Origin of the sequence: Pseudoxanthomonas sp. SL93 (assembly GCF_026625825.1) — a bacterium.
Lineage (GTDB): Bacteria > Pseudomonadota > Gammaproteobacteria > Xanthomonadales > Xanthomonadaceae > Pseudoxanthomonas_A.
The window spans coordinates 3,206,651-3,224,551 of sequence record NZ_CP113065.1; the positions used below are offsets into that span (position 1 = coordinate 3,206,651).

Annotated in this window: 18 protein-coding genes; 9 read left to right on the top strand and 9 right to left on the bottom strand. The window is 67.3% G+C overall.

The features are described 5' to 3' along the window. Window positions 1–3: 3 nt before the first annotated feature. Entirely contained in the window at window positions 4–1,206 is a 1,203-nt protein-coding gene (gltS, locus tag OVA13_RS15010) for a sodium/glutamate symporter (protein WP_267791269.1), read from the bottom strand. A gap of 104 nt (window positions 1,207–1,310) precedes the next feature. Here gltS and OVA13_RS15015 point away from each other — a divergent pair, with 104 nt between their 5' ends. Beyond that, window positions 1,311–2,549, top strand: coding sequence for a flavohemoglobin expression-modulating QEGLA motif protein (locus OVA13_RS15015; protein ID WP_267791270.1), 1,239 nt, complete (start codon window positions 1,311–1,313; stop codon window positions 2,547–2,549). 94 nt (window positions 2,550–2,643) lie between these two features. Continuing rightward, on the top strand, window positions 2,644–4,941 hold the full coding sequence (locus OVA13_RS15020; protein WP_267791271.1) for an NADP-dependent malic enzyme: 2,298 nt from the start codon (window positions 2,644–2,646) through the stop codon (window positions 4,939–4,941). A gap of 154 nt (window positions 4,942–5,095) precedes the next feature. Here OVA13_RS15020 and OVA13_RS15025 read toward each other — a convergent pair whose 3' ends face one another. From OVA13_RS15025 to OVA13_RS15040, 4 genes are all read right to left on the bottom strand, one after another. Then, entirely contained in the window at window positions 5,096–5,479 is a 384-nt protein-coding gene (locus OVA13_RS15025) for an STAS domain-containing protein (RefSeq protein WP_267791272.1), read from the bottom strand. A 118-nt stretch (window positions 5,480–5,597) separates the two neighbouring features. Beyond that, the gene (locus OVA13_RS15030; protein WP_267791273.1) at window positions 5,598–5,984 is read right to left on the bottom strand and encodes an STAS domain-containing protein; all 387 of its coding nucleotides are present in this window, start codon (window positions 5,982–5,984) and stop codon (window positions 5,598–5,600) included. After that, window positions 5,981–6,415 carry an ATP-binding protein gene (locus tag OVA13_RS15035; protein WP_267791274.1) on the bottom strand — a complete coding sequence of 145 codons (435 nt, stop codon included), beginning with the start codon at window positions 6,413–6,415 and terminating at the stop codon, window positions 5,981–5,983. Before OVA13_RS15035 ends, OVA13_RS15030 begins: the two co-directional genes overlap by 4 nt. Next, the gene (locus OVA13_RS15040) at window positions 6,387–8,387 is read right to left on the bottom strand and encodes a SpoIIE family protein phosphatase (protein WP_267791275.1); all 2,001 of its coding nucleotides are present in this window, start codon (window positions 8,385–8,387) and stop codon (window positions 6,387–6,389) included. The genes OVA13_RS15035 and OVA13_RS15040 overlap by 29 nt, the downstream gene beginning before the upstream one ends. A 248-nt stretch (window positions 8,388–8,635) precedes the next feature. On the opposite strand from OVA13_RS15040, the gene aceE reads away from it, so the two are divergent. The 3 genes from aceE to OVA13_RS15055 all read left to right on the top strand — a co-directional run bounded on the left by aceE (window position 8,636) and on the right by OVA13_RS15055 (window position 11,830). Beyond that, window positions 8,636–11,329 (top strand): pyruvate dehydrogenase (acetyl-transferring), homodimeric type, encoded by a 2,694-nt coding sequence (gene aceE, locus OVA13_RS15045; protein ID WP_267791276.1) that lies wholly within the window; start codon window positions 8,636–8,638, stop codon window positions 11,327–11,329. 88 nt (window positions 11,330–11,417) lie between these two features. After that, window positions 11,418–11,612: a type II toxin-antitoxin system HicA family toxin gene (locus OVA13_RS15050; RefSeq protein WP_267791277.1), complete on the top strand. Its 195-nt coding sequence runs from the start codon at window positions 11,418–11,420 to the stop codon at window positions 11,610–11,612. 5 nt (window positions 11,613–11,617) lie between these two features. After that, window positions 11,618–11,830 (top strand): type II toxin-antitoxin system HicB family antitoxin, encoded by a 213-nt coding sequence (locus OVA13_RS15055; RefSeq protein ID WP_267791278.1) that lies wholly within the window; start codon window positions 11,618–11,620, stop codon window positions 11,828–11,830. Between the two features lie 83 nt (window positions 11,831–11,913). Here OVA13_RS15055 and OVA13_RS15060 read toward each other — a convergent pair whose 3' ends face one another. Beyond that, entirely contained in the window at window positions 11,914–12,783 is an 870-nt protein-coding gene (locus tag OVA13_RS15060; protein WP_267791279.1) for a protein NO VEIN domain-containing protein, read from the bottom strand. Between the two features lie 379 nt (window positions 12,784–13,162). On the opposite strand from OVA13_RS15060, the gene OVA13_RS15065 reads away from it, so the two are divergent. Beyond that, window positions 13,163–14,116 carry an HPP family protein gene (locus OVA13_RS15065; protein WP_267791280.1) on the top strand — a complete coding sequence of 318 codons (954 nt, stop codon included), beginning with the start codon at window positions 13,163–13,165 and terminating at the stop codon, window positions 14,114–14,116. A 3-nt stretch (window positions 14,117–14,119) separates the two neighbouring features. On the opposite strand, the gene OVA13_RS15070 is transcribed toward OVA13_RS15065, so the two are convergent. Then, window positions 14,120–14,500 (bottom strand): hypothetical protein, encoded by a 381-nt coding sequence (locus tag OVA13_RS15070; RefSeq protein ID WP_267791281.1) that lies wholly within the window; start codon window positions 14,498–14,500, stop codon window positions 14,120–14,122. Window positions 14,501–14,900: 400 nt separating this feature from the next. Here OVA13_RS15070 and OVA13_RS15075 point away from each other — a divergent pair, with 400 nt between their 5' ends. Together OVA13_RS15075 and OVA13_RS15080 are read left to right on the top strand one after the other, a co-directional pair. Then, window positions 14,901–15,266 carry a cupin domain-containing protein gene (locus OVA13_RS15075; RefSeq protein ID WP_267791282.1) on the top strand — a complete coding sequence of 122 codons (366 nt, stop codon included), beginning with the start codon at window positions 14,901–14,903 and terminating at the stop codon, window positions 15,264–15,266. Window positions 15,267–15,393: 127 nt separating this feature from the next. Beyond that, window positions 15,394–15,714 (top strand): DUF3817 domain-containing protein, encoded by a 321-nt coding sequence (locus OVA13_RS15080; RefSeq protein ID WP_267793547.1) that lies wholly within the window; start codon window positions 15,394–15,396, stop codon window positions 15,712–15,714. A 1-nt stretch (window position 15,715) separates the two neighbouring features. Here OVA13_RS15080 and OVA13_RS15085 read toward each other — a convergent pair whose 3' ends face one another. Continuing rightward, window positions 15,716–16,219 (bottom strand): hypothetical protein, encoded by a 504-nt coding sequence (locus OVA13_RS15085; protein ID WP_267791283.1) that lies wholly within the window; start codon window positions 16,217–16,219, stop codon window positions 15,716–15,718. Window positions 16,220–16,324: 105 nt separating this feature from the next. Then, window positions 16,325–17,344, bottom strand: a complete 1,020-nt coding sequence (locus tag OVA13_RS15090) for a DUF2272 domain-containing protein (RefSeq protein WP_267791284.1) — start codon at window positions 17,342–17,344, stop codon at window positions 16,325–16,327. A 332-nt stretch (window positions 17,345–17,676) separates the two neighbouring features. Here OVA13_RS15090 and OVA13_RS15095 point away from each other — a divergent pair, with 332 nt between their 5' ends. Continuing rightward, window positions 17,677–17,883, top strand: coding sequence for a hypothetical protein (locus OVA13_RS15095; protein WP_267791285.1), 207 nt, complete (start codon window positions 17,677–17,679; stop codon window positions 17,881–17,883). Window positions 17,884–17,901 lie beyond the last annotated feature (18 nt).

Here is a 17,901-nt window from a genome sequence, read left to right on the forward strand (position 1 = left end):
TGATCAATCCCACAGGTTGATGAAGCCGGTGATGATCAACGCGTTGCTGAAGTCGATGAAGAAGGCGCCCACCAGCGGCGCCACCAGGAACGCGCGCGGCGCCATGCCGTAGCGTTCCACCAGCGTGCGCATCACCGCCATCGCGTTGGCGGTGGTGCCCAGCATGAAGCCGATGAAGCCGCCGCCCATCACCGCCGCATCGTAGTCGCGGCCCATCACGCGGAAGACCACGCCGCAGAACACCGCCACCAGCGCCACTTGCAGCGTCAGGTTGACCAGCAGTGGCGCGGCCAGTCCAGCGAGTTCCCACAGCTTGAGGTTCATCAGCGCCACCGCCAGGAACAGCGACAGGCAGACGTTGCCGATCAGGTCGGTGGTGGCCACCGGCAGCCGGATCAGCCCGGTGCGGTCGTCGACATAGCGGATCAGCGCGCCCACCAGCATCGCGCCGACGTAGGCCGGCAGCGTCAGGCCGGCGGCGGACAGGCCGGCACTGACACCGGCACCGGCCCACATGGCCACCAGGATCACGACGATGCTCTTCAGCGCATCGAACTCGCGCGTCGGCAGGTCCGGCGTGTCGTGTGCGCCTGCCGGCTCGGCTGCCGACTCGTACGGTGCGCCCACGCGCACACCGCCGTGCAGCTTGTGGCGGCGGATCAGCAGCGTGGTCACCGGACCGCCGATCAGCCCGCCGCAGACGATGCCGGCCATCGCGGACGCGACCGCGATGGATTCGGCCCCGCTCACGCCGGCCTGTTCGAACAGCGGCGCGAACGCGAGCCCGGTCGCGGGGCCGCCGGTGAGCGTCGTCGACCCTGCCAGCACGCCGAACAGTGGATGCAGGCCGAAGCCCACCGCCACCGCCATGCCCAGCAGGTTCTGCACCACGGCGAACGCCGTGGCCAGCAGCAGGAACACCACCACCTGCCGCCCGCTGGCGCGCAGCAGCGCCACGCTGGCGTTGGCGCCGATGGTGGTGAAGAAAGCGATCATCAGCGGCGTCTGCAGGCTGGTGTCCAGCGTGAAGAGGGTGACGTCGTGCGAGCGCGCCGCCAGGACGGCCAGCGCCACCACCAGGCCGCCGACGACCGGTGCGGGCAGGTTGTAGCGGGCGAGCGGTGGAATGGCGCGGCAGAGCGCATAGCCGAGGAAGAGGGCCAGGCCGGCGAAGGCCAGCGTCTGTACCGCGTCGAGTTCCAGCATGCCGCCCCCGCCACCGATGCAAGAGCATCGAGCATAGTCCAGGCACCGGCGCTTGTGCCGGGTGGCACGCGCCCTGGGCTACAGTGGCGGCCCGGGAGGATTCCATGCAGGCCGACATCATCCATCACGCCGCGCTCGACGCGCGCATGGTCAAGGCGGTACGCGGCATCAAGCTGCTCAGCCTGGCCAGTTGGCCGGCCGACGCGCAGGCGCCGTTCCTGGAGGGCATCGCGCGGGGACAGCCGCAGCTGCCCGTCATCGCCTACCCCACGCTGGATTTCAGCGCGGCCCGCCGCGAGCTGGCGGCCATCTCCGCCGCGGCCGATCCGTCGCATCCGCTGGGCAGCTACCTGCGGGCATCGGTGGAGAGCTGGGACATCGCCGCGCAGCTGCTGGAGGCGCTGGGCACGCCACGGGTGACGGAGCATTCGATCGCCCTGTTCGGCACGCCGGAGGAATGCCTGCCCGGCGACGGGCCGACCACGCGCGATGCCGCGGGCCACTTCATCGCCATCGCCAACGACCTGGACCGCGAACTGCTGGCGCCGGAAGAACAGATCCCGGTGTCGGCGACGGCGCTGCAACTGCAGCTGCAGGCGGACCTGGACGATTTCTTCGACGCCCGCGTCATCACCGTGCAGCTGGACCCGGCGCTGATCGCGAAAGCCGCCGCGGGCGCCACCCGCATCCGCCTGCGCCACGGCGCGGCCTTCAGCGACTATGACCGCCGGCAGCTGCTGCAGCACGAGGCGCTGGTGCATTCGCTGACCGCATTGAACGGGCGCGAGCAGGTGTATCTGCCCAGCCTGGCGCTGTCGTCGCCGCGTGTCACCGCCACGCAGGAAGGCCTGGCGACCTTCGCCGAACAGATCACCGGCAGCATCGACATCGAGCGGATGAAACGCATCAGCCTGCGCATCGAGGCCGTGGCGATGGCGCTGGATGGCGCCGACTTCATCGAGGTGTTCCGCTATTTCACCGATGCCGGACAGAATGCGGCCGAGAGCTTCTCATCGGCACAGCGCGTGTTCCGCGGCGTGCCGACCTCCGGCGGTGCCGCGTTCACCAAGGACACGGTCTACCTGCGGGGCCTGATCGGCGTGCACACCTTCTTCCGCCGGTCCCTGCAGCAGGACCGGCTGCGCCTGTGCCGCCGCCTGTTCGCCGGCAAGATGACGCTGCAGGACGTGACCAGTTTCGATCCGCTGTTCGACAGCGGCGTGCTGGCCCCGCCACGCTGGCTGCCGCCGTGGGTGAGCCGTGCCAACGGCCTGGCCGGCGTGCTGGCGTTCTCCCTGTTCGCCAACCGCATCCGCCTGGACCGGCTGTCGGCGGACGCCTAGCCCGTGATGTAAAGCCGCAGCGCAGCAGGGCGGGTCACGGTGGGGATGGGGGATTGCCGGTAGAATCGCGGGCCTGTCCATGGATGCGTGCGCAATGTCCAACGAAGAATTCAAACAGGCCGCCCTCGAGTACCACCGCGTCTGCCCGCCGGGCAAGATCAAGGTCTCCCCGACCAAACCGATGCTGACGCAGCGCGACCTGGCGCTGGCGTATTCGCCCGGCGTGGCCTATGCCTGCGAAGCCATCGTCGAGGACCCGCGCGCGGCCAGCGAGATGACCGCCCGCGGCAACCTGGTGGCCGTGGTAACCAACGGCACCGCCGTGCTGGGCCTGGGCAACATCGGCCCGCTGGCCGGCAAGCCGGTGATGGAAGGCAAGGGCGTGCTGTTCCAGAAGTTCGCCGGCATCGACGTGTTCGACATCGAGATCGACGAGACCGACCCGGACAAGCTGGTCGACATCATCGCCTCGCTGGAGCCGACCTTCGGCGGCATCAATCTGGAAGACATCAAGGCGCCGGAGTGCTTCATCGTGGAGCGCAAGCTGCGCGAGCGCATGAAGATCCCGGTGTTCCACGACGACCAGCATGGCACCGCGATCATCGTCGGCGCGGCGGTAGTCAACGCGCTGGAAGTGGTGGGCAAGAAGATCGGCGACGTCAAGCTGGCCACCAGCGGCGCCGGCGCGGCCGGCATCGCCTGCCTGGACATGCTGGTGGCGCTGGGCCTGAAGCCGGAGAACATCCTGGCGGTGGACCGCGACGGCGTGCTCTACACCGGCCGCCCCAACCTGGACCCGGACAAGGCGCGCTACGCGCGCGACACCGCCAAGCGTTCGCTGGCCGAGATCGTCGAAGGGGCCGACATCTTCCTGGGCCTGTCCGCCGCCGGCGTGCTGAAGCCGGAGATGGTCGCCACGATGGCCGACAAGCCGATCATCCTGGCGCTGGCCAATCCCAACCCGGAGATCTCGCCGGAAGACGCCAGGCGCGTGCGCCCGGACGTCATCATCGGCACCGGCCGCAGCGACTACCCCAACCAGGTCAACAACGCGCTGTGCTTCCCCTACATCTTCCGCGGCGCGCTGGACGTGGGCGCTACCGTGATCAACGAGCCGATGAAGGTGGCCTGCGTGAAGGCCATCGCCGCGCTGGCGCGCCGCGAAGCCTCCGACCTGGGCGCCGCCTACGGCGACGAGATTCCCTGTTTCGGCCCGGAATACCTGATCCCGCGTCCGTTCGACCCGCGCCTGCTGGTGGAACTGGCCACGGCCGTGGCGCATGCCGCGATGGATTCGGGCGTGGCCCTGCGTCCGATCGAGGACATGGTGGCCTACCGCGAGAAGCTGGGCCAGTTCGTCTACCGCACCAGCCTGATGATGAAGCCGGTGTACGACCGTGCGCGCGCGGACAAGAAGCGCGTGGTGTATGCCGAAGGCGAGGAGGAGACCGTGCTGCGGGCCGTGCAGACGGTGATCGACGAAGGCCTGGCCTTCCCGATCCTGATCGGCCGGCCGGACGTGATCGATGCGCGCATCCAGCGCCTGGGCCTGCGCATGCGCGCGGGGGTGGATTTCGAGCTCACCAACCAGGACGACGATCCGCGCTTCAACGACTACTGGCAGCACTACCACGCGCTGACCTCGCGCCGTGGCGTGACGCCGGCCGCGGCCAAGAACCTGATGCGCTCGCGGCCCACGCTGATCGCCGCGGTGATGGTGGCCCGTGGCGAAGCCGATGCCATGGTCAGTGGCATCGTCGGCCGTTTCCACAAGAAGCTCGGTTACGTGCGCAGCGTGATCCCGCTGGATCCGGGCGTGCAGTCGACCTCGGCCATGACCGGCGTGATCAACAACCAGGGCGCGTACTTCTTCCTGGACACGCACGTGCAGGACAACCCGACCGCCGAGCAGATCGCCGAGGCCACGCTGCAGGCGGCGTACCGGCTGAAGCTGTTCGGCATCGAGCCACGCATCGCGTTGCTGTCGCATGCGAACTTCGGCAGCCACGAGACCGCCAGCGCGGTGAAGATGCGGCAGGTGCGCGAGCTGTTGCTCAAGCGCAAGCCGGACCTGAACGTCGATGGCGAGATGCAGGGCGACACCGCGTGGGATGAAGTGCTGCGCAACCGCATCATGCCGGGCAGCACGCTGACCGGCCGGGCGAACCTGTTCGTGCTGCCCAACCTGGATGCGGCCAACATCACCTACAACATGGTGCGCGTGGTCACCGACGGCGTGGCCATCGGGCCGATCCTGATGGGCATCTCCAAGCCGGTGCACATCCTCACCACCAGCGCCACCCCCCGCCGCGTGGTCAACATGACCGCCATCGCCGCCGTGGATGCGCAGATCCGCCAGCAGCGCGATGCCGAGCGCAATGGGCCGGGTTGATCGGCTGGCGGTTCGGTAAAAACAAAACGCCCCGCATGCGGGGCGTTTTTTGTGGATTCCATGTAGGAGCGACGTCAGTCGCGACCATGCGAATCGAGCGTCCATGGTGCCTGGCGGCATGCGGTCGCGACTGACGTCGCTCCTACAAGGGCAATCAGTCTTCTTCTTCCCCATCCAGGATCCGCCGCTGCAGGGCATCCAGGTAGGCGTCGGCGTCGGCGGTGGATTCGAAGATCTCGTCCATCGGCACCGCCTGCACGATGTCGATGACCTTGCGGATCTGTTCCTGCGGGTGCACCACCAGCAGGCGGCCCTCGTGCGGAGCCAGGGCCTTGCGGGCCTTCAGGATGCTGCGCACGCCGGCGCTGCTGATGTAGTCCAGGTGCGCCAGGTCCAGCACCAGCGCATGCGGGCGCGCCGCCAGCATCGGCGCCAGCTTTTCATCCAGCTGCACATGGCTGAGCGTGTCCAGCCGCCCGCTGAGCAGCACGTACTGGTTGCCGTTGACCGGCGGGTAGATCTCGATCTCCAGTGTCATCGAACATCTCGGTAAAGCGGAGGTGCCGGGTGGGGGCGCCCGGAAGGCAGGGGCAGCACGGGTGGATCGTAAAGCACGCGTCCCGCGACGGGCGTGACCACGGCGGCATATCGCGGGGCTAGTCGTCGTCCTGGTCGCCCTGCAGCACCTTGCGCTGCATCACGTCCAGGTAAGCGTCCGCTTCGGCGGTGGAACTGAAGATCTCGTTCAACGGCACCGCCTTGACCATGTCCAGCACTTTCTGGATCTGCGGCTGCGGGTTGACCAGCAGCACCTTGCCGCCGTGCGGCGCCAGGGTCTTGCGCGCCTTGAAGATGCAGCGGATGCCCGCGCTGCTGATGTAGTCCAGCCCGGACACGTCCAGCACCAGCGAGTGCAGCTGGCGCGTCAGCAGCGGGGCCAGTGCTTCGTCGAGGTCTTCGTAGGTGTGCGTGTCCAGCCGGCCGCTGATGGACACGCGCTGGCTGCCCTTGCCCGGGGGGTGGATCTGGATGTCCAGGCTCATGCTTCGCTCTCCGTGGGAATACGCAGGGTGACGCGCAGGATGTTGTAGTTGCCCATGCGCTGGTAATGCGTTTCTTCCGCCAGCTGCCGGATCAGGTGCACGCCCAGGCCGCCGGTGGGGCGGTCCAGGATGTGGGCATCCAGATCGGGCGCTGGCAGGGACAGCGGGTTGAAGGGAGCCCCGCTTTCGCGGAACTCCAGCGTCAGCAGATTACCGCGAATCCCGATGTCCACGCACAGCTCGTGCTCCACCGCATCGATCTGGGCCACGTCGCCATGTTCGATGGCGTTGCTGGCCAGCTCTTCCACGATCAGGCGCACGTCGCACTGCAGGGCGTGGCTGACGCCGTTGTTCTGCAGGACGGCCTCGAGGGACGCGTTCAGATCGTCCACGCGGGCATGCTCACGGGGAATGAACAGTCGCATCTGCATGCGGAGTCTCCTGTGGTGGCGTAGCTTCGGGGGAACCGGTGACGGTGTCCAGCCGGCGACGTATCGCCAGCACGGTGATGTCGTCGGACTGCGGTGCGGGTTCGGTAAACGCATGAACCTGCGCGATCAGGTGCTCGCACTGTTCGCGTGCGGTATTGCCGGCACGCAGGGCCTCGCGCAGGCGCTCCAGGCCGAACGCGACATCGGCCGGATCGAAGGCTTCCGTGACCCCGTCGGTGTAGGCCAGCAGCGTGGCGCCTGCCGGCACGCGCCCGTTCCACACGGTGAAGTCGTCGCTGACTTCGAAGCCCAGCGGCGGCCCGGGCTGGACCGGCAGCACTTCGTGGTGTCCGTCGGCATGCAGCAGCAGCGGCGCATCGTGCCCCGCGCTGGCCAGCGTGCAGTCGCCGCTCAGTACATCCACGCGGCCGCACAGCACGGTGGCGAACATGCAGGTCTCGTTGCCTTCCACCAGACGGCGCGAGGCCTCGGCCAGCACGCGTTGCGGATGACGATGGCTGCTGGCGGCCACTTCCAGCACGGTGACCGCGCGCGCCATGAACAGCGCCGCCGGCACGCCCTTGTCCGACACGTCGCCGATGGCGAACCACAGTTCGTCCGGCGTGGTCTCGATGAAGCAGTAGAAGTCGCCGCCCACGGCCTTCGCCGGCTCCAGCCGCGCGTAGGCTTCCAGGTGCGTATGCGCGCGGTCGATCACCCGGCCCGGCGGCAGCATGGCCTGCTGGATGTCGCGTGCGATGGACAGTTCGCTTTCCAGTTTCTGCCGCGCGGCGGTCATGTCCTCGATCTCGACCAGTTGCTGCTGGATCGAGTCGCGCGCGTGCTGCAGCGTGCGCGCCATCTGCCCCACTTCGTCATGCCGCGCCTGGTAGGGCACGGGCGTGTCGTAGTCACCCTGCGCCAGCTGCGCGGCCGACGCCGACAGGCCTTCCACCGGCAGGCTGATGTGCTTGGCCAGCTTGCGCACCACCAGCATGCACAGCAGCGCCAGCAGTGCACCCACCGCGGCCAGCATCAGCAATGCCTGGTTGAGCCGGGCGATGACCAGGGCGTAGGACTGTGCGACCAGCAGGCTCCAGCCGCTTTGGCCGATCGGGGCGACGACGGTGTAGCGCTGTTCGCCGGTCACCGCATCCGTGTGCGTGTGCTGCAGCGGCTGGCGCATGCGCACGGCGGTGGCCGCGCGCTGCAGGTCGCTGCGCCCTCTGCGCTGGATGTAGTCGTCCAGGGTTTCCTGGCGTTCGACGCTGACTTCCGGATTCAGCGCCAGCGTGCCCGCCGGCGCCACCAGCGTGACGCGCCAGCCGGGCAGTGCGGCGAGGGATTCCACCAGTCCGGTCACGCGGGACAGCGGCAGGTCCAGGCTGACCATGCCGCGCGTGTGCGCCCGCCGGCCGGGTTCGCGCAGCGGCATGTTGTAGGTGACCATCCAGACATCGCCGGCGGTCCGGTTGAGGTAAGGCTCGGACCACCACCCCGTCGGCGAGGCGACGGTGCGCTGGTACCAGCCCTGGTCGCGGAACGCATAGCCTTCGGCAATGAAGTCGTGGTCGCGCCCATCGGCGGCGATGTAGCGGGCGAACGGCGCATCCGTGCGCGTGCGCGGCTCCAGGATCAGCAGCCCGCCCACGCAGCCCGGCGTGGCCTTCACCATGGCGCGCAACGTGGTGGTCAGTTCGTCGGGCGAGAGGCGCGCGTTGGCGACCAGGTCGGAAATGCCGTGCGTGGTGATGGTGACTACGTGCAGCGCGTTGTCCAGGCGCTCGGCGGCTTCCTGTGCGGTGGCGTGCGTGTCGCGCCGCGCGTCATCGAAGATCAGCCGCCGCGCGAACCACGCGGTCGCCACCACCAGCAGCAGCAACAGCAGCACGTTCACCAGGCCGGCCCACAGCGCGATTCGCGTGCGCAGGCTTCGCCGCCAGTGCACCGCACCGGCGACATCCCGTGGCATTCCGTTCCGCGGTCCTGCTGCTGCCATGGCAACCCCTGATCCGCCCCCGCCGCCGATCATAAGCGCAGTGCGATGTTGCGCAGCACCATAGGTCTCATTTTGGTGTGGTCGATTGTCCCGGGACAGGCATGCAGTGTCCGTTCCATACGCCTGCGTAGCCAATCCTGGAGCGGGTGCGTGCGCTACACTTCAGGGCTCTACAAGAACGATGCCGCCGTGCCCCACGCACGGTGAAAACAGGAGTGGGAATGAACTGGTTGAACGAGATGTTGCAGAGCGATCCGGACCCGCAGGAGACCCGCGAGTGGATCGATTCCATGCAGGCGGTGATCCAGAAGAACGGCGCGCTGCGTGCACACCAGCTGCTGGAAGGCATGGTCGAAGTGACCCGCCGCGCCGGTGCCTACCTGCCGTTCTCGCCGACCACCGAATACGTCAACACCATCGCCCCCGCCAACGAGGCCAAGAGCCCCGGTGATGCGGCGCTGGAATGGCGCATCCGTTCGATCATCCGCTGGAACGCGATGGCCACCGTCGTGCGCGCCAACCGCAAGCCCGGCGACCTGGGCGGCCACATCGCCAGCTTCGCCTCCGGCGCCACGCTGTACGACGTGGGCTTCAACCACTTCTGGCGCGCGCCCAGCGACAGCCATCCGGGCGACCTGCTGTTCATCCAGGGCCACAGCGCGCCCGGCATCTACGCGCGTTCGTACCTGGAAGGCCGCATCAACGAGCAGCAGCTGGACAACTTCCGCATGGAAGTCGATGGCCAGGGCATCTCGTCGTATCCGCACCCGTGGCTGATGCCCGATTACTGGCAGACCCCGACCGTCTCGATGGGCCTGGGCCCGCTGGCGGCGATCTACCAGGCGCAGTTCATGAAGTACCTGGAGCACCGCGGCCTGATCGAGAAGTCGGACCGCAAGGTCTGGTGCTTCATCGGCGACGGCGAGAGCGACGAGCCGGAAACCCTGGGCGCCATCGCGCTGGCCGGCCGCGAAGGCCTGGACAACCTGATCTTCGTGGTCAACTGCAACCTGCAGCGCCTCGATGGCCCGGTGCGCGGCAACGGCAAGATCATCCAGGAACTCGAAGGCGTGTTCCGCGGCGGTGGCTGGAACGTCATCAAGCTGCTGTGGGGCAGTTACTGGGATCCGCTCCTCGCGCGCGACACCGACGGCGTGCTGAAGAAGCTGATGATGGAAACCGTCGACGGCGAATACCAGAACTGCAAGGCCTTCGGCGGCAAGTACACGCGCGACAATTTCTTCGGCAAGTACCCGGAGACGGCCGCGATGGTCGCCAGCCTGTCCGACGACGACATCTGGCGCCTCAACCGCGGCGGCCATGACCCGCACAAGGTGTACGCGGCCTACCACGAGGCGGTGAACACCCAGGGCATGCCCACGGTGATCCTGGCCAAGACGGTGAAGGGCTACGGCATGGGCTCGGCGGGCGAATCGCTCAACCCGACCCACCAGACCAAGAAGCTCGACGACGAAGCGATCCGCAGCTTCCGCGACCGCTTCAACATCCCGGTCACCGACAAGCAGCTGGAAGAATCGGCGCAGGTGCCGTTCTACCACCCGGGTGAGGATTCGCCGGAAGTGCAGTACCTGAAGGCGCGCCGCGCCGCGCTGGGTGGTTACCTGCCGCAGCGTCGCCGCAAGTCCAGCGAGTCGTTCGAGACGCCCAAGCTGGAAGCGTTCGACCGCCTGCTGAAGAGCACCGGCGACCGCGAGATCTCCACCACCATGGCGTTCGTGCAGGGCCTGAACATCGCGCTGCGCGACAAGCAGGTCGGCCCGCGCCTGGTGCCGATCGTCGCCGACGAAGCACGCACGTTCGGCATGGAAGGCATGTTCCGCCAGATCGGCATCTATGCGCCGTTCGGCCAGAAGTACAAGCCGGTCGACGCCGACCAGCTGATGTACTACCGCGAGGACCAGTCCGGCCAGGTGCTGCAGCAGGGCATCAGCGAGCCGGGCGCGATGTCGTCGTGGATGGCGGCGGGCACCAGCTATTCGGTCAGCAACGTGCCGATGCTGCCGTTCTATATCTACTACTCGATGTTCGGCTTCCAGCGCATAGGCGACATCGCCTGGCAGGCGGCGGACATGCGCACGCGCGGCTTCCTGCTGGGCGGCACCGCGGGCCGCACCACGCTGAACGGCGAAGGCCTGCAGCACGAGGACGGCTTCAGCCATGTCGTCGCCGGCGGCATCCCCAACGTCCGCAGCTACGACCCCACCTTCGGTTTCGAAGTCGCGGTGGTCCTGCAGCACGGCATGCAGAAGATGCTGCAGGAGCAGGTGGACGAGTACTACTACGTCACCCTGATGAACGAGAACTACACCCACCCGGACATGCCGGCAGGCGCGGCCGAGGGCATCATCAAGGGCATGTACCTGCTCACCGATGCGGGCAAGCCGAAGAAGGGCGAGCTGCGCGTGCAGCTGCTGGGCAGCGGCACCATCCTGCGCGAGGCGATCGCGGCGGCCGAGCTGCTGGACAAGGATTTCGGCGTCACCGCCGACATCTGGTCGTGCCCCAGCTTCAACGAGCTGCGTCGTGACGGTTTCGACGCCGAGCGCTGGAACCGCCTGAACCCGGAAGCCAAGTCGCCGCGCAAGGCATACGTGACCGAGCTGCTGGAAGGCCGCCAGGGCCCGGCCATCGCCGCGACGGACTACGTGCGTGCGTACGCCGACCAGATCCGCGCGTTCGTGCCGATGGCGTACACGGTGCTGGGCACGGACGGCTTTGGCCGCAGCGACACCCGCGCCAACCTGCGTCGCCACTTCGAAGTGGACCGCTACTACATCGCCCACGCCGCCATCGCCGCCCTGGCGAAGGAAGGCAAGATGACCGCCAAGGACGTATCCCGTGCGATCAAGCAGTACAAGATCGATGTGGAGAAGGCGAACCCGGTTGGGGTTTGATGGCTGATGTACCCTCTCCCGCTTTCGGGAGAGGGGCCGGGCAAGGTAATCAGGTTAGGAACAACGACATATCGCAAGGAATGCGAGCATGCCCCCGAAGATTCGTGACGTGTTGCAGCAACTCAAGGACGCGGGCTGGCAGCAGATTGGTCAGACGGGCAGCCACCGCCAGTTCAAGCATCCGACGCTTCCGGGTCGGGTGACAGTCGCCGGCAAGCCGGGTGATGATGTGGCGCCCGGCACGCTGGGCAGTATCCTGAAACAGGCCGGGATCAAGAGGTGACTTCCATGCGCTACGCCATCGTCATCGAGCAAGCGGGCGGCAACTATTCCGCCTATGTGCCTGACCTGCCCGGCTGCGTGGCGACCGGCGCGACCAAGGCCGAAGTGGAATCGTTGATCCATGACGCCATCGCGCTGCATATTGCCGGATTGCGCGAGGATGGTGCAGCGATTCCGTTGCCTTCGAGCCAGGTGGAGTACATCGACGTCGCGGCATGAGTGCGTGGGGATGATGCGGTGATGGGCCGCGCCGCATGATGCTGACCCTCGACCATCTGCGGCGCTATACGTCGCTGCCCTGTTCAATTGCCTAAGAGCGTTGCGCGGTAGCTCACCGGATCGAGCAGGCAACTTGCCGCAATCGGACCGTTGAGCGAAAACATGCGCGGGCTCTTGCGGAAGTCGAATAGCCGGTAGAGGTGGAACTGATCAATCGCTTCTTCCGAGAAGCCAACCTCATTTGCGCTGACGAAGAAGGGCGTCTCCGCGTCATAGGATGTGGTCTTTACCTCGATGAACCTTTCGCGGCCATCGGCGTTGTAAGAAAGTGTGTCGTAGCCGAATCCATCGCCTTTCAGTTGGGATGTGTGCTCAATGCGGTCGACGAGTTGCTTGGCGCCCTCATTGAACAGCCTGCGAGCTTCGAATTCCATGACAACCAGTTCGCCCGCATGTCCAAGCGAACGATTTCGTGCTTCTCGCTCCAAGTAGTCACGTTTGATGGCGATGCGATGAATGGCGTCAGCCGCTGCATCGTTGACCCGATACTTCGGCGCGGGCATTTCAACCACGAAATCCGTGAAATCGGTGATCAGGGGAGGTTCCGCAGCGGTCTCGACGCTTCGAATGGCTGCCTGATCGAGCGCTGCATCCCTTTGCAATAGATCACCGACAACATCGATCAGAAGCTTCTGGACGTTCGCAAGCGGCTTGTATCCCGACACCGATTGCACGCCAAGAGCATGGAGTACGGCACTGATGTTGCGGAACTTATACTCGATCGCGCCCGTATTCCGCGCCGGGATCTGGCTGGCAAGTTGTCGGATAACGTGGGCCTTGACGAAGGTCTGCCCAAGTTCCTGCATTCGAAGCATGCGCAGGTAGGCGAGGACCGTGGCTTCGACCTCAGCCGCTGACCACGACTCTCCTGCTACCCCGTCCTCGATCGCCATGAGTCCACTCCCGTCGATGCTTTCCAGGATAGTAGATCTGTTTGTACCCGTCATTTACTGGGCACTGCATCGATCGCGAGCGACGATTTTTTGGGTAGCTCCGTGGTGTCGCATGAGTTCAGTGCCGTGCCACCGCTGGTGGCCGTGCCGCTGGATATGTGGGTCCTCCGGATCGGACTGTTAAGCGCGCAGGGTGACCACAGGCTCACCGATTTCGCGGCTCCCTCAAGGCGGGCTTTGGCCCCCCTACGGTGTCCACTGCGTCTTGCGCCATGACTCGGGAAGATGGTCGAACGCAAGCATGTGGCGCGCGGTGGAATCCGCCGCGCCAGGCGATTCGCATAGACTTCCCCGTCCCGTGCCCGCGCGCCCATTGCCAATGAACCCCCATCCAGCTCTCACCGAACTCCGCCTGCTGCTGGGCATCGAGCGCAACACCACGCGCCATAGCGAGAAATGGATCTCGGGGCTGGGCGCGTTGCTGGGCATCCTGGCGGTGTATGCCATCACCCATGCCGCGTTCCCGCAGCTGGGTGCAGGGTCGGTCACCGGGTTGCTGATGGTCACCTCGATGGGCGCCTCGGCCGTGCTGCTCTTCGCCGTGCCGCAGGGCGCACTGTCGCAACCCTGGGCCGTGATCGGGGGCCACCTGGTTTCCGCCTTCATCGGCGTCAGCTGCCAGAAACTGTTCCCCGGCCACGCCTGGACCGCCGCCCTCGCTGTCGGCCTGTCCGTGCTGGCCATGCACTACCTGCGCTGCATCCACCCGCCCGGTGGCGCGACCGCCCTGGCGGCGGTGATCGGCGGCGCCGACCTGCACGCACTGGGCTACCTGTACCTGCTGACGCCCGTGCTGATCAACGTGGTCGCCATCCTGTCGATGGCCATCGCCTTCAACGCCCTGTTCCCCTGGCGCCGCTATCCCGCACACCTGCACAAGCGCCGGGCCGAAGCCGACGCCACGCGGCCAGCGATGCGCCAGTTCGAACTGACCCAGGAGGATTTCGCCGCCGCCATGGAGCAGCTGAACTCCTACGTGGACATCACCACCGACAACCTCATCGAACTGATCGAACTGGCCAAGCAACACGCCGAGAAGAACATCACCCATCCGGACCAGATCATCGCCGAGCGTTTCTACAGCAACGGCAAGCTCGGGAAACTCTGGAGCGTGCGTCAGGTGGACACCGCCGGCGATGGCCGCGTGCACTACCGCGTGCTGGCAGGCGAACACGACGGGCAGTCCGGCGTGTGCGGGCAGGATGAATTCCGCCAGTGGGCGCGGTTCGAAGTGGTGCCCCAGGGCACGGGACGCTGGTTGAAAGCGTCCTGAGGGTCATCCGCGACGTTGCAGGCGATGCTCCGGCAGCGCGCACACCACCATCTCGTTGCTGCCGGTGACCTCGCCGATCGCCTGCACCACGTCGCCCGCCTTCAGCGAGGCCACGTCATCCGGCGGCGGCGCCTTGCACAGGTTCCAGCGCGCGGGCAGTTGCACGTTGACGTCGCCCGCCGACGTGGCGATGGTCACCACCGCGCTGCCGTCGTAGGTCCACGGCGTGGTATCGACCTTCACCACCTTGCCTTCAAGCGTGGCCTGCTGCCCGACCACCAGTGCGGTGGCGGTGGGTGAGGTCGAACAGGCACCGAGGGCAGCGAGCGCGAACACGCTGCCGACAAGGCACGACACGGATCGGGTAGGGACGCGAAGACGCATGGACAACTCCTGCAATGTGGGAAGAGGGCGCGCCAGCGGACAGCACATGATTTCCGCACGCGAGGCCGCCGCGATAAGCCAGCTTACCGTTTGCGGTGCCCGCGTAATGCAAAAGACAGCACGGTACCGGTGTCCGCATTGGTCGCACCCCCGCGTTGACCGGCTGTGAGCGGATGCGGTTCGGCGCGAAGTGCGGTTGCAGGTGGAGCAGCGGAACAGTCGAGCCTGGCAGGAGCCTGCCGCGGTGGGTGTGGCAGAAGCGGGGCGGCATCACCCTGCGGCAACCGGCGTGCGCGCCGGCCCGTGGCGCGATGCGTGCCTTCCGCGGACGCCCGCCCTGTCGCAACCCTTGCAGGGTGGTGCAGCGGCGCATTTGGCCGGCCCACCGGAGAACAACACCATGAAGCACGCCACGTTACGGGTCGTGGGCCTGTTGGCCGCGGCCGCCGCACTTCCATGCTTGGCGCAGGACCTGGCGATGACCGCCGGCAAAGGCGCCAAGGTCATCCTGGACAACGACAAGGTCAGGGTTATCGAGCTCACCGTTGCGCCGGAGGGCTCGACCGGACTGCATTCACACGGCGACCACATCGTCTACTTCCTGACGGCGGGCGAAGCAAAACAGACCACGGACGGAAAGACCACCATCACCCCGCGCAAGCCGGGCGAGATCCTGTGGAGCGGGCCGGTGATGCATGAAACGGTGAATGGCGGCAAGGCCGAGACACGCACGCTGATCATCGAGCTGAAATCTCCCGCGCGGTAACGCACCGTGGGCATGCGCGCGCGGGCAACGCACGCATGCTCCACGCTAGAATGCACACGCCAGCGAGCGTCGCCGCCGCCATCGCGTCGCGGCAATCCCTCACTGGAGTCCGTGCATGTCCCTTGCCATGTCGCCCGCCGGGCGCCTGTTTGCTGTCGCTGCCTTCGTGGAAGGCTTCACCTGGGCTGGCCTGCTGCTGGGCATGCTGCTGAAGTACGGCACGCAGACCACCGAGCTGGGCGTGAAGCTGTTCGGCCCGCTGCATGGCGTGGCCTTCCTGTTCTATGTCGCGGTCACCCTGCTGGCGGCAATGCGCCTGCGCTGGCCGTGGTGGGCGTGGCTGCTGGCGTTGCTGGCCGCGGTGCCGCCGCTGGTGACGGTGCCGCTGGAAGTGGTGTTCCGCCGCATCGGTCTGCTGGGCCGCCCCGAAGACCGCGCCGCGCGCTGAGCTAGCGCGCCCGCAACGCGATCCGCGCCGCCAGCGCGCACGGCACGCCGACCAGCAGCATGTGCGCGGCGATGTTGGCCCACAGCGCCCACGGCCACGGCGGCGACTGTCCCGACGGTGCGGCCGACAGCGGCACGATCACATGGATCATCGCGATGTACAGCAGCACGCCGTACAGCGCGCCATGGCGCCATGGATGGCGGACCAGCGCGGGCACGCGCCGCGCCACCAGGTAGTACGCGTAGGCCATGGCCACGGTGATGCCGAAGTGGGACACGGCGCCGAGCAGCGCGGTGGCGTAGCCCCCGGCCACCGCCGCGTCGTTGCCCAGCCAGCCGGAGGCCACCGCCTGGAAGATGCGTGTCGGCGTGACCCCCAGCGTGCCCCACAGGGTGCAGACCCACACCATGTCCAGCGCACCGGCGATCAGGCCGCCGGCCACCACCGCGCGGTGCGGGGTGGCGGCGGAGGCGGGGGAATCGGCCAAGAAGCGGGTCGTTGTCATCGGAGCATCCAGGGCGTGCGATGCCTGCGATTGGAACGGCGGTGGTGGCCCCTTGGCGAGCACCAGTTGTCCCCGGCCGCGCGGAGCCAATTCATGCACCGCCGGTCAGGGTGTTCCCGCTGGCGGGCAGCGCGGCACGCCCGAGCCGACAACGCAGTTCACGCAGCAGCGGGAGGGCTGGCGCGGCGGGAACGGGTCGGAGGGTGGCAGCCCGCCCGGCAGCCGGGCCAGGGCGTCGGCCGGCTTCAGTTGCAGCAGGACGGCCCAGTCCTGGCGGTTGTGGTTGCAGCCGGCCTCGTTGTCCGGCGTGCAGGGCGCTTCGCCACCGCTGCGCTGGGGCAGGTTCCAGAATTCGCCATTGCGGTTCAACGGCAGCAGCCGCATCGTCACGCTCTGCTGCACGTTGCCGCCGATCAGGTAGGCGGTGCTGTCGTTGCCCGGATTGACGGCCACCACCAGGTCGCAATGCATGTCCAGGCCGTCACCGGTCGCCGCTACCGCCCGCAGCCCGTCGTGGCCGTAGACACGGCCATCGTGCCGCACGTAGCACAGCAGGTCGCCGGTCGCGGGTTTCGTCCTGCGCGGATCGGTGAAGCGGTAGGCGCTGGTGTCGGGGCGCTGGTAGGCATCGCGCACGTAGCCGATGTGGCTGGCCGACGACCTGAAACCGGGAAGCCTCGCCTGCCGCATGACCCATGACAGGAACGCCGCCGACCAGGCGTGGTCGATCACGAAGCTGCGGCACATGGCCGCCGCCAGCCCTTCGTTCACGGGCGCCACGCAGTCCTGCGCACCGGGCAGCTGCGACATCTGGCCCAGCAGTCCTGCGTCGCGCCAGAAGCGTGCGACCCGCTGCCATGCGGGGGTGTAGCCATCGTCGACGGGTCGCGCCTCGCCCTCCGTCATCACACCGCTTGCCATGCGACCGTTGCGGTCGATGAACGGCCGGTACCAGAGTGCATGTTCGTTGCAGGCGATCGCCGCCATGCGGGTGGCGGCATCCGCAGCGTTCACCTGCGAACGCAAGACGGGGCAGGCATCGCCCGCCTGTGCGGTGGCGGCGGCGGCCAACAACAGCCAGGGCAGCCATGCCCGGGCATGCGACAACGCTTTCCTTCTCGGCATCTTGTTCCCCGTCATCTCCCGATGTTGACAACGCACGCACCGACCGGCGACGGCCTGCGGCGTCGCCGTCTGTCCGCGCGTGGCGGCAGGCCGTCAGGATGCAACGCGCCATGTGTCCGCCTTGCGAAGACGCCCGCGTTCTCTCCAATGAAGGCGCCGGGTGCGGCTGGCAGGCGGTCCGACAGGGGGCGGCACCGCCCCGCATCCGGCGGGAAGGGGACAACGCCCCGGGTCTGCGCGGCCATCGTCCGTGCCTTGCCTGCGCAGGTTGCCGGGGTCCACCGCAGGCGCGTTGAAGCGCGCGCTGCTTTCCCGTCCTGGCAGGTGCAACCATGAAACACGATGTCGGTACCGCTGTCGGTGAGCCGGCCTTCGGGCCGTTGGCGTTCCTGTCGTTGCAGCACCCCCTGCGCGACGGCACGCCGGATGCGCCCAGCAACGAAGAACGCATCCGCGCCTACCGCAACACGCTGCCGGTGACGCCCGGCAACAACTACGAGTGGGCATTCCGCAGCGCACTGCCTGACGCGGGCAGGTAACGCCACCGGCGCATCCGC

Excerpts from the sequence above, each read along its gene's own strand:
- OVA13_RS15015 (WP_267791270.1), top strand. The coding sequence starts at position 1,311 with ATGCAGGCCGACATCATCCATCACGCCGCGCTCGACGCGCGCATGGTC.
- OVA13_RS15035 (WP_267791274.1), bottom strand. The coding sequence starts at position 6,415 with ATGCAGATGCGACTGTTCATTCCCCGTGAGCATGCCCGCGTGGACGAT.
- OVA13_RS15085 (WP_267791283.1), bottom strand. The coding sequence starts at position 16,219 with ATGACAACGACCCGCTTCTTGGCCGATTCCCCCGCCTCCGCCGCCACC.
- OVA13_RS15025 (WP_267791272.1), bottom strand. The coding sequence starts at position 5,479 with ATGACACTGGAGATCGAGATCTACCCGCCGGTCAACGGCAACCAGTAC.
- OVA13_RS15065 (WP_267791280.1), top strand. The coding sequence starts at position 13,163 with ATGAACCCCCATCCAGCTCTCACCGAACTCCGCCTGCTGCTGGGCATC.
- OVA13_RS15040 (WP_267791275.1), bottom strand. The coding sequence starts at position 8,387 with ATGCCACGGGATGTCGCCGGTGCGGTGCACTGGCGGCGAAGCCTGCGC.
- OVA13_RS15080 (WP_267793547.1), top strand. The coding sequence starts at position 15,394 with ATGTCGCCCGCCGGGCGCCTGTTTGCTGTCGCTGCCTTCGTGGAAGGC.
- OVA13_RS15060 (WP_267791279.1), bottom strand. The coding sequence starts at position 12,783 with ATGGCGATCGAGGACGGGGTAGCAGGAGAGTCGTGGTCAGCGGCTGAG.
- aceE (WP_267791276.1), top strand. The coding sequence starts at position 8,636 with ATGAACTGGTTGAACGAGATGTTGCAGAGCGATCCGGACCCGCAGGAG.
- OVA13_RS15095 (WP_267791285.1), top strand. The coding sequence starts at position 17,677 with ATGAAACACGATGTCGGTACCGCTGTCGGTGAGCCGGCCTTCGGGCCG.
- OVA13_RS15050 (WP_267791277.1), top strand. The coding sequence starts at position 11,418 with ATGCCCCCGAAGATTCGTGACGTGTTGCAGCAACTCAAGGACGCGGGC.
- OVA13_RS15020 (WP_267791271.1), top strand. The coding sequence starts at position 2,644 with ATGTCCAACGAAGAATTCAAACAGGCCGCCCTCGAGTACCACCGCGTC.
- OVA13_RS15055 (WP_267791278.1), top strand. The coding sequence starts at position 11,618 with ATGCGCTACGCCATCGTCATCGAGCAAGCGGGCGGCAACTATTCCGCC.
- OVA13_RS15075 (WP_267791282.1), top strand. The coding sequence starts at position 14,901 with ATGAAGCACGCCACGTTACGGGTCGTGGGCCTGTTGGCCGCGGCCGCC.
- gltS (WP_267791269.1), bottom strand. The coding sequence starts at position 1,206 with ATGCTGGAACTCGACGCGGTACAGACGCTGGCCTTCGCCGGCCTGGCC.
- OVA13_RS15090 (WP_267791284.1), bottom strand. The coding sequence starts at position 17,344 with ATGCCGAGAAGGAAAGCGTTGTCGCATGCCCGGGCATGGCTGCCCTGG.
- OVA13_RS15030 (WP_267791273.1), bottom strand. The coding sequence starts at position 5,984 with ATGAGCCTGGACATCCAGATCCACCCCCCGGGCAAGGGCAGCCAGCGC.
- OVA13_RS15070 (WP_267791281.1), bottom strand. The coding sequence starts at position 14,500 with ATGCGTCTTCGCGTCCCTACCCGATCCGTGTCGTGCCTTGTCGGCAGC.